General features: G+C 62.6%; 8 protein-coding genes. 6 read left to right on the top strand and 2 right to left on the bottom strand.

Annotated elements, in window-relative coordinates:
• Positions 1-107: 107 nt before the first annotated feature.
• On the bottom strand, positions 108-1,787 hold the full coding sequence (locus ACTQ1Z_RS08485; protein WP_441860247.1) for an ABC transporter substrate-binding protein: 1,680 nt from the start codon (positions 1,785-1,787) through the stop codon (positions 108-110).
• 316 nt (positions 1,788-2,103) lie between these two features.
• Between ACTQ1Z_RS08485 and ACTQ1Z_RS08480 the strand changes: the two genes are divergently transcribed.
• From ACTQ1Z_RS08480 to ACTQ1Z_RS08455, 6 genes are all read left to right on the top strand, one after another.
• Positions 2,104-3,000, top strand: coding sequence for a proline iminopeptidase-family hydrolase (locus ACTQ1Z_RS08480; protein WP_441860246.1), 897 nt, complete (start codon positions 2,104-2,106; stop codon positions 2,998-3,000).
• Between the two features lie 51 nt (positions 3,001-3,051).
• Positions 3,052-5,031, top strand: coding sequence for an excinuclease ABC subunit UvrC (gene uvrC / locus ACTQ1Z_RS08475; protein WP_441860244.1), 1,980 nt, complete (start codon positions 3,052-3,054; stop codon positions 5,029-5,031).
• A 156-nt stretch (positions 5,032-5,187) separates the two neighbouring features.
• Entirely contained in the window at positions 5,188-5,841 is a 654-nt protein-coding gene (locus tag ACTQ1Z_RS08470) for an FxLYD domain-containing protein (RefSeq protein ID WP_441860242.1), read from the top strand.
• 45 nt (positions 5,842-5,886) lie between these two features.
• On the top strand, positions 5,887-6,306 hold the full coding sequence (locus ACTQ1Z_RS08465; protein WP_293815014.1) for an XRE family transcriptional regulator: 420 nt from the start codon (positions 5,887-5,889) through the stop codon (positions 6,304-6,306).
• A gap of 94 nt (positions 6,307-6,400) precedes the next feature.
• Positions 6,401-7,735 carry a serine/threonine protein kinase gene (locus ACTQ1Z_RS08460; RefSeq protein WP_441860240.1) on the top strand — a complete coding sequence of 445 codons (1,335 nt, stop codon included), beginning with the start codon at positions 6,401-6,403 and terminating at the stop codon, positions 7,733-7,735.
• 621 nt (positions 7,736-8,356) lie between these two features.
• Complete coding sequence (locus tag ACTQ1Z_RS08455; RefSeq protein WP_441860238.1) at positions 8,357-9,277, top strand: alpha/beta hydrolase fold domain-containing protein; 921 nt, start codon at positions 8,357-8,359, stop codon at positions 9,275-9,277.
• Positions 9,278-9,478: 201 nt separating this feature from the next.
• Here the strand turns inward: ACTQ1Z_RS08455 and ACTQ1Z_RS08450 are convergent, their stop codons facing one another.
• Positions 9,479-10,102 carry a hypothetical protein gene (locus ACTQ1Z_RS08450; RefSeq protein ID WP_441860236.1) on the bottom strand — a complete coding sequence of 208 codons (624 nt, stop codon included), beginning with the start codon at positions 10,100-10,102 and terminating at the stop codon, positions 9,479-9,481.
• Between the last annotated feature and the right edge of the window lie 314 nt (positions 10,103-10,416).

Below are 10,416 nucleotides of genomic sequence, written 5' to 3'. Positions count from 1 at the left end.
GCCTCCTTCATCGAGCGCTACAATTGGGACCGTCCGCACAGCGCGTGCGGGGGCCTGCCTCCGATGTCACGCATAGTCGGTGTAAACAATGTCTTGGCACATAACAGCTAGGCCTTGAGCTCCGCCTCGTCAAGCAGCGGAAGGATTCCCGGTGTCACCGTGAGCGTCTCGACGTTGCTTGAAGCGCAGCGCGCGAGAGCGCGGTAGTTGAGCGGCGCGTAGGGCATGAGCTCCGCCACGTAGGCATCGCACTCCTGCATGGCCTTCACGCGCTCGCCGTGGTCCGCGACGGAGCGGGCCTTGTCGAGCATGGCGTCGTACGTCGGATCCGAGAAGTGACTCACGTTGTCGTCGCGGCCGGTATAGAACATCGGGTACAGGTAGTTGTCGGCGATGGGGTAGTCGGCGTACCAGGCGCGGGCACCCACGGTGTAGGTGCCATCGAGGTAGCTCTGGTACATGGCCGCGTACTCGACCTTGTCGATCTCCACATCGATGCCAAGCTCTGCCCAGTCAGACTGCATCGACTGGTACTCGTCCTGGGTGTTGGCGGCGTTGGTCATGAACTTGAACGAGATGTTGCGCTTGCCGTCCGCGTCCGCCGGATATCCCGCCTCGTCGAGGAGCTTGCCAGCCTGCTCGGGGTCATAGGCGGCATACTTCCAGGCACCCTCAGTGTGGCCCTCGATCGCCTCGGGGAGGATGTCGTCCGCCGGCTTCGCGGAGTCCTCGTAGATGGCGTCGCAAATGGCCTGGCGGTTGATAGCGAGGGACAGCGCCTGCCTCACGCGCGGATCCTTGGTGAGCGGGTCGTTTACGTTGAAGGCGAGGAACTGCGTGTAGAGCATGGTCCCGTCGAGGAACTGCTTGCCGGGCGTCGCCGTGTAGCCGTCGTCGGAGGTGCCGTAGCTGCTCTCGGCATCCTTGGTGGCCGTGATGGGCACGAGCGAGCAGTCGAGGCTGCCGGCGTCGAGCTCCTTGTATGCGGTGTAGGAGTCGCGGTAGATGGCGAAGTGGACGCCGTCGAGCTTGGCGACGTCGCCGTTTGTGTAGTCATCGAAGCGCTCGGTGTCGACGTACTGGCCGTCGACCCACTGGCCCTTCATCTTGAACGGGCCGTTGCCCACGGGCGCGAGGGAGAAGTCCTTGTAGCCGTCCCCTGAGCCAAGGCCCTCGGGGATGGGCGAGAGGACGGGTGCCGCGCAGACGTAGTCGAAGTCCGCATAGGGTGCGGAGAGTTCGACCTGGAGCGTGTAGTCGTCCGGGCAGGTCACGCCGGCGAGGTCGTTTGTGGTGCCGGCGACGACGTCCTCGTAACCCTTCACCATCGCGAGGTGGTAGGAGACATTCGAGGGCTGGTCCGCGGTGTTGGGGCTGCAGAGGCGCTCCCAGGCGTACTTGAAGGACTTGGCCGTGACCTCGGACCCATCGTGGAACTTCGTGCCCTTGCGAATCTTGAAGGTCCAGACGTCGTCGGTGTCGTTGTGGGAGTGGCTCTCGGCGACGAGGTCGACGAGGTCGCCGGTCTTGTAGTCGTAGTAGGTGAGGGCGTCGAACAGGTTGAACGCGACGGCGACGGCGTTCTCGTCTTCGAGGGTGTAGGGTTCGATGCCCGTGGGGCTCTCGATGTGGTAGGAGAGGGTGCCGCCTGCGGCAGACGCTCCGTCCGCGCCCTGCTCCGCGTCGTTCTTCTTGCACGCGGCGAGCGCCGACGCCGCGGCTGCGGCGCTGCCGGCAAGCATCGCGCGGCGAGTGATGAGATGGTTGAGCGGGGTCTTCTCGTTCATGGATTCGCCCTTTCTCTGTGTCGCGACCGCGTATTCGAGAGCCGGCGTTGGTGCGCTCGGCATGCATCGCGAGAATTCCTAGTTCGTTTGAGTGAATATAAGCTTGCTGCCGTTTGCGACCCCGGTTGCAGCCTGACTGTAATCGCATCGTTACATCGTGCGCGGCTTGTGTGGACGTGGCCGGGAGGGGCGCTAGCATTGGTGGCCAATTTGAAGGACGCCGCGGCGCGGGGCGAGATGGAGCCGGGCGCCGTCGCATGAAGACAGCGCCCGGACTCCTGCGGGTCTTCGGGGCTGACGAGAAGGGGAGAGCCAAATGGCGGAGGAACTCAAGGTCGTCAAGGGATACATGCCCTTCAAGGGCTATAAGACGTGGTACCGCATCGTGGGCGAGAACGACTTGGGGCGCCTACCGCTGCTCACCATTCACGGCGGCCCCGGCAACACGCACTGGTACCTGCGCTCTCTCGATGAGCTTGCGCGCAAGTACCACCGTCAGGTCATCTACTATGACCAGATTGGCTGCGGCTACTCGAAGGCGCCGAGCAACCCGGACATGTGGTCTGCCGAGCTCTTCGAGGAGGAGCTACACGAATTGCGTCGCCACCTCGGCCTCGATCACGTGCACCTGCTGGGCCAGAGCTGGGGCGGTATGCTCGAGCTCCAGTACGCCACGCACCGCCCGAGTGGCGTCGCCTCCATGGTCGTGGCGAGCTCCCCGGCGGACATGGACCTGTGGCTGAGCGAGGCGCTTCGCCTGCGATCCTATCTGCCCCACGAGATGGAGGAAGCCCTCGCCCAGGCCGACATCGACGGTGACTACGAGCGCCCCGAGGTCAAGGCTGCCAGCGACGAGTACTATCGCCGCCACGTCGCGGCCGTGCCTGAGACGGAGCGCCCGGACAACGTGCGCAAGCCGTTCGCGGACCCGATCGGTGACGAGGTCTACCACACGATGCAGGGCATGAGCGAGTTCGTGGTGACGGGCAAGCTCAGCCACTGGAGCGTCGTGGACAAGCTCGCCGACATCTGCATCCCCACGCTCGTGACCTCCGGCACCGCCGACGAGGCGACGCCACTCATCTCGAAGCAGATCGTCGACGGCATTCCCGGTGCCGAGTGGGCGCTGCTCGAGGGCACCCACTGCGTGCATCTCGAGCGCGTCGAGGAGTACAACGCCACGGTCGAGGAGTTCCTCGAGCGCCACGAGTAGGCGGCCTGGCGGGTACAATCTCCTCCGTGACTACGAGCGCGAGGAGGCGTGATGGCGGACAGGACATGGGGGAAGCCCGAGGAGCAAGCATCGGCCGCGCCCTCCCTCGCCGAGCAGGTCGCCCTCGTCCCCACCGATCCCGGCTGCTATCTGTGGAAGGACGCCAAGGGTAACGTCCTCTACGTGGGCAAGGCGAAGAACCTGCGTGCCCGCATGCGCCAATACGTGCAGCTCACGGACGAGCGCCCTATGGTGCCGCGCCTCATGGCCGCCACGGCGAGCTTCGACTACGTCGTGGTCGGCTCGGAGCACGAGGCGCTCGTCCTCGAGATCAACCTTATCCACCAGTACCGCCCACCCTTCAACGTCGACCTCAAGGACGACAAGAGCTATCCCTACATCGCGCTTACCAAGGGCGACGTCTATCCCGCGATCAAGTACACGCGCGAGCGTCACCGCCCGGACACGCGCTACTTTGGCCCCTACACGGACGCCCGCGCCGCCCGCGCCACGATCGACGTCGTGCGCAAGGTGATGCCGCTGTGCGTCGCCACCTGCGCTGAGTGGAAGCGCGTGCGCCGCCAGCTCGAGGCCCACCCCGAGCAGACGGACGTCGTGGCGCTCGCCCAGGCGGAGAGCGGCCGCCCCTGCTTCGACTACCACGTGGGGCGCGGTCCGGGCGTGTGTGCCGGCTGCATCACGCCCGAGGAGTACGCCACGCACGTGAGCCAGGTCGAGCGCTTTCTCGCGGGTCACAGGGGCGAGTTCGTCTCCGAGCTCAAGGCCGAGATGGCGGAGGCCGCGGCGGATCTCGACTTCGAGCGCGCCGCCCGCGTGAAGCGACGCCTCGCGGTGATCGACGGCCTCGACGACAAGCAGCGCGTGGTTCTCGGGAGTGCGCAGGACGTGGACGTCATCGGCTTCTGGCGCGAGGAGACTATCGCGGGTGCCTGCGTGTTCGTCGTGCGCGAAGGGCGTGTGAGCCGCACCTGCGAGTTCGTGCTCGACAAGGGCCTCGACGTGGGCGAGGAGGAGCTGGCGAGCGGCTTCGTCAAGCGCTACTACGACCAGACGAGCGACCTCCCGCTCGAGGTCTGTGTGCCCGTCGAGCTCGCGGATGCCGAGACGCTCGAGGGCTGGCTTACAGCGCGCCGTGGACGCGTGGTCGAGCTCCACGTGCCCAAGCGTGGCCAGAAGGCGCACCTCGCGGAGATGGCTCGCAACAACGCGCGCCACTACCTCGCGCGCTATGAGCTGCGCACGGGTTACGAGGACAAGCGCACGAACGAGGCACTGCTGCAGCTCGAGAGCGCCCTGGCCCTCGACGAGCCGCCTATGCGCATCGAGTGCTTCGACATCTCGACCATCCACGGCAAGCACACCGTCGCGTCGATGGTCGTGTTCACGGCGGGCAAGCCCGACAAGAGCCAGTACCGCCGCTTCAAGATCCGCGCGGAGCTCGACGAGGCGAACGACTTCGTCTCCATGAGCGAGGTGCTCGCGAGGCGCTATGCCCCCGAGCGCATGGCGGATGAGCGCTTTGGCACCCAGCCGGACCTGCTCATCCTCGACGGTGGCAAGCCCCAGCTCACGGCCGCCATCGAGCAGCTTGGGGAGCTCGGGCTGGACATCCCCGTCGCGGGCCTCGCCAAGTCCGACGAGGAGCTGTTCGTGCCGTGGGACGAGATGCCCGTGGTGCTGCCGAGCGGCTCCGCCTCGCTCTACCTCGTGAAGCGCGTGCGTGACGAGGCGCACCGATTCGCCATTACCTTCCACCGCGAGCTGCGCGACAAAGCGATGACCGTCTCGATTCTCGACGAGATTCCCGGCGTGGGCGAGAAGCGCAAGCGCGCGCTGAGGCGGGCGTTTGGCAGCATGAAGCGTCTGCGCGAGGCGAGCGAGGAGGACATCGCCGCCATTCCCGGCATTCCCGCTGAGGTCGCGCGCGAGGTTTACGAGACGCTGCGCGCCTGGGATGCCGAGCTCGACTCCTCGCGCGAACGCGCCGCGGACGGGGACGACGGGGCATAGCCGGGCGTGGCATGCGCTGTCAACTGAGGCCGTTGCGAACGTGTCGTGAAAGGGTGCCGCCCGGGCATGGTCCTCTATTAGCTCTCAGCTAATGAAATCGCGCGCTTCGCTTCCTAGGATGGGCTCATGTTTAGCCCCAACAGGAAGGAAGACCCCATGGAAGCTACCGAGGCTCAGGACAAGACGCAGCAGACAAATAATCCGCAGAAGGGTAAGTCGGCCGCGTCGATCGTTGCTCTTGTGCTGGGCATTATTGCTCTCGTCACGTCGTTCTTGCCCATCATTAACAACCTGTCGTTCGTTCTCGCGCTCGTTGGCGCGGTCTTTGCGGTCATCGGGCTGGTGGGTGTACTGCGCGGCAAGAAGGGCGGCCGAGGCTTCTCCATTGCCGCTGTTGTCGTGAACGTTCTCGCCATTGCCATCGTCCTCGGCACGCAGAGCGCCTACTCCTCTGCCATCGACGAGGCGGCGAAGGGCACCATCTCGACCGAGGATGGCTCTTCGGTGGCTGCCGCGAGCACGTCTGCGGAGTCCGGCGCGGCCGACAAGTACTCCATCACCGACGAGCAGATGACCGGCGATGACTACACCACGACCATCAGCGGCACGTTCACCAATCTTACGGATTCTCAGCTCGGCTACGTCAGCGTTAGCTATAACCTGTTCGATGCCGATGGCAACCAGCTTGGGACGGCATACGCCAACACCAGCAACCTTGACGCCGGCGGAACCTGGAAGTTTGAGGCGGTTGGCATGTACGGCCAGGCTAAGGTCGCTTCCTACAAGCTGGCTGACGTCACTGGCTTCTAGCGTTGTTATCTGACGCTCGCGGTCTTGTGGAGAGGGGGGGACAAGATGGCCCAAAGACTAACAGAGGAGCTTCTCGCGGAGCTGCTCGAGGCGCCCGACATCGATGCGTTTCTCGATTCTCATCAGCTTGGTGAGCCGTCGCTCCCTGACTACCTCAATGCTCTTCTCGCGGAGAAGAACCTCGAGCGTGCGCAGGTCGTGCGTATGGCAAACCTCAACGAGACCTTTGGCTATCAGATCTTCATGGGCACGCGTAATCCTAGCCGCAACAAGCTGCTTCAGATCGCCTTCGCGATGGCGCTGACCCTGCGCGAGACCAACCGCATGCTCGAGGCGGGCGGGGTGAGCTCGCTGTATAGCAAGAGCCGTCGAGATGCGATCATTATCTTCTGCCTTGAGCGGGGATGTTCACTCCAGAGGGTGAACGAGGAGCTCTATCGCTTTGGGGAGGAGACGATTTGCTGACGGCGGCGGTACGGTATTGTCCGGCGTGTGATTAATTGCGAATGTGGCGAGCGGGATGCGAATTAGTGTCCCGCTCGCCTGCTATTGTGGGGATATGGATATCGAGACGACAGATGGCATACACGAGCAACTGGAGGGTGCGCTTGGCGCCGGGCTCTTCTCTTCCGCGCCCGCGGACGCCTATCGTGTGGAGCGCACGCTCAAGCGCACTCCCGCCGAGGTGACGGAGCTCGTATGGCTGAGGACTGCCGCGGGGACTGAGCTCGGCCCGTACGTACGCAAGGTCATTTCTCGGGGGAGCGGCCTTGGCTGTGCGTACGTCGAGCTCTTTAAGCTGCAACGCCAAGGCATGCGCTTTCGTCAGCTCCCTCGTATCATTGACTGCCGCGAGAGCGCTGGCTCTCTTGAGGTGCTCCTCGAATACGTCAAGGGGCGGACGCTCGCGCAGGTGGTCGAGGATGCCTCGCCTGGTGATCGCGACATGCTCGCGCGCGAGCTCATCCCCGCGATCTGTGATGCGGTTTCAGAACTGCATGGCGCGCTTGAGTCGCCGCTGGTCCATCGCGACCTCACTCCCAGCAACGTTATCTGCCCTGATGTTCGTTCGTGCTCCGCCGCGAGTCCGCGAGCTGCCTCGCATTCGTGCTCCGCTGCGAGCTCGGGGCGTGCCGCGAGTTCGTGCTGCCCCGTGCTCATCGACTTCGGCATTGCGCGCGTGTGGCACGAGGGCGAGGAGGCTGATACCACGCATTTCGGGACTCGCTCCTATGCCCCGCCCGAGCAGTACGGTTTTGGCCAGACTGATGTCCGCAGCGATGTCTATGCCCTGGGTATGCTCGCGTTCTTCTGCCTGACTGGGCGAGAAGCCACCCCGGCTGATCGGGAATGCGGCTTTGCCTGCGCCGAGGTTTCGCCTGCTTGGCGCAGCGTAATAACAAAGGCCACCTCTCTAGATCCCGATGACCGCTATCAAAGCGCGGCCGAGATGCGCGATGCGCTTCCTGGGGTTGCCGATGGGCGTTTGTGCATGCATTTCGGAAGGTCTGAGGATCGATCTCGCTCGCTTGCCATGACGCTTGCCGAGATGAGGGAACGCTACATCAGCGCTTCGGTGCCGAGCTTTTGGAGCGTGAGGAACGTTTTCGTATGTCTCACTGCCACAATCATTCTTTTTGCTTGCGCGATTTGCCTGTTTGACGAAAAGTACTATATCGCTGGCCCGCTCTGGCTCAACGTCTATGGGTTTGCGCTGTTCTTTCCCTGCATGGTGCTGGTGTGTGGCTGGGTCCTTCTCGACAAGCGGTGGTTGTTCGCAAACATTGGCTTTCTGCGGCGTTGGGGCCGCAAACGAGCTCGGGCTGTGAGCGCCGGAGTCTTCGTTGTTGCCTGGCTGCTGCTCGTTGTTTTTGTCGGCATTTGCAGGCGGTAGGCTGCCGTCTCGCGTCTGTGGGGGTTTCTCTCGCGTGATAAACGTCGTTTCGTAGGCGGCGGGCGTCTTTTGCAGTCGTCGGCCCGTTGTCGTAGGGCGGGATATCGTTCCCGCAGGCGACAAGCCGTCGTTATGCGAACGACGAGCCTCGTTTTGCGTACCGGCACTGGCTTTTGATTTGTAAAAGACGCTAAGTAGGGGGCTAATCCGGGGTCTGCCGAGTAGACAACGGTTTCGCGCTGCAAAACCCCAGCTCGGGAACTCCTTTAAATCGGGTCTACTCGCGTCACTGCGAATTAGCCCCCTACTTAGCGCACTTTTCGTTTGGCGCGGCATGTCCGCGGCTAAGCTTTCCTCCCCGGGCATTGATTTCGCCTTCTGTACGCAGCTCGTTTGACACCTAGCTTGCCTGACGCCCAGCTCGCCTGAGAAGTATGGACACACTTTTGGTTATGCCTGGTACATGGCGCTTCCGAGGTGCAAAACCCCAGGTCGCAGTGAGTCAAATGAGAGGGCTACTCGGCTGATTGCGAATCATGTCCATACTTCTCGGGGGAGTGCGCAAAGGACGCCTCTCGTGCGACAATCGGGGCATTCGCAAGCGTGGGGCTGGAGGGACGCATGGAGATCAAGGCTTGGACCTACGACGAATTTCCCGAGTGCGCGGCCGTGCCCGATGGTGCGTACGTCCTGGCGACGACGGGTGACGAGTCGGGCTCGCGATACGTTCCGGACGTCGTGTACCTTTGCCGCGGTGATCACGAGCTGCACCTTCAACTGTTGATTCCCACGAGTCGCAACTTGCTCAATGCGACGGCGGCGGGGGAGCGTCCAACTTATCCGTGCCTCGTCTACGTTCAGGGTTCTGCCTGGAGAAAGCAGGACTGTTACAAGAACCTGCCCCAGCTGGCAAGGATTGCCGAACGAGGCATCGTGGTTGCCGTGGTCGAGTATCGCGACTCCTCGATGGCGTGTTTTCCGGCGCAGATTCACGACGCGCAGGCGGCCGTTCGGTTCGTTGCCGAGCGCGCGGACGAGCTCTCGGTTGATCCGGACAAAATCGTCATTGGCGGCTCTTCTTCGGGTGGACACACGGCCGTTCTCGCGACTCTTCTTCCTGACGAGAACGGATCGCCCGCTGCCGATCTTCCCGTTCGAGGCGTTCTCGACTTCTACGGGGCGGTGAGCTTCCTTCGCGAGGACGGGTATCCCACAACGCTCGATGCGGGCTCGCTGACAAGCCCGGAGGGCGCGCTTGCTGGTGGCAGCCTGCGCGAAAACCCCGAGCTTCGCTATCGCATCTCTGCCGACACCTATCTTTCGCCGGAGACGCCGATGCCTCCCGTGCTTATCGTTCACGGTACGAAGGACCGCATGGTCAACTGCGAGGTGTCGACAGACTTTTACAACCTGCTTCGAGCTCAGGGGCGCAAGGCCGAACTCGTGCTCATCAAGGGTGGAGATCACGGTGGCTCCGAGTTTTACGTTCCTAAGGCGATTGACGTTTATGAGGACTTTGTTCGCCGTTGCGTGAGAGAGTAGAACTACGGCAGCGCTGTTTAGTGCAAACCGGCGGCGCTATTCAAAAACGGAGCCGCGGCAACCCATGTTCGGGTTGTCGCGGCTTATCCATGCCGTGTGATGTGCGTTGCAATGAATCCGGCACGCGTGGCGCGTTGCGTGGCGTGCGGCGCGAGGTGCGTGGCACGCGTTGCGTGATGCGTGGCGCGTGATCCCGCTGGGCTACTCCACCGTATAGACGTCAGTGATATCCCGATAGTCGCCAACAGGCGGTTCCATGGCCGGATGGATGTCGTCACCAATCCAAATGCCCACGTCCTCGCCCATAAACGAAGGGCTATGAACCATCATCAGGTCGCTGAATGGATCAACGTCTGCGCGGCTAGACTTGCGCTTGTAGTACTCGTGGGTCGTTTCGTTCACGATGTAGGGGTAGATCACGATGTCCTTGTCGAAGGTGCCGTCGAACGGCAGCTTTTCCAGATAGGCGCCCTCGCCCTCGCCTACACGTTGACGGCCAACCTTGCCTTTTGCGCACTTGAACCTTCCGGAGACATCCGAGAACCAGAGCGCGGCATAACGCCAGGGCCCTTCGCCCTCGGTGAGCTCGAGCAGGCGGTGCATGCTTGCGGGACAGTTCTTGTGCTCATAGAACTCGAGACCGGTGGCGTCGCCAACCAAAGCGATAACGTCGCCACGCCATTCGTCAGCCATGAGGGTGAGCACCGCATTCGTGCTTTCGGCTCCCACGTGGTGGAAACAGGGCCACTTGACGTCGTTCTTGAAGGGGACGGGATTCAGGTACTCCCTCTTCGAGAAGTTGATCCAAGTGAACGACTGGCTCATGACTGCACCTTCTTTACAAATATTAAGGCTATTTTAGGGAGAGCATAACAATTGCCAACGCTGCGGCGTGGGAGAAAGAAGGGATAATGCAGCTAACGGTATAAAACCGCTAAATGAACGCCGTTCTCACAATTGGGCTTTCCGTTTAGCTGACACGTCAGGGGGCGGCGACCTGTCGCGATGGCGTTTTTCCCCGAGCTAGCTGTTATGTGCCAATAGGTTGTTTACACCCGGGTGGTGACAAATAGGGAGGCCTCCCGCATGCTGTGAGTTGTCTAGGCGCACAGCGAGGAGGGGCCTCCCATGTCCCAGCA

This window comes from Parolsenella sp. LCP21S3_E11 (assembly GCF_052118165.1).
In the GTDB taxonomy this organism is placed as follows: Bacteria; Actinomycetota; Coriobacteriia; order Coriobacteriales; family Atopobiaceae; genus Parolsenella.
Note: the sequence above shows the minus strand (reverse complement) of the source record. Positions and strands in the feature narration are given on the sequence as shown.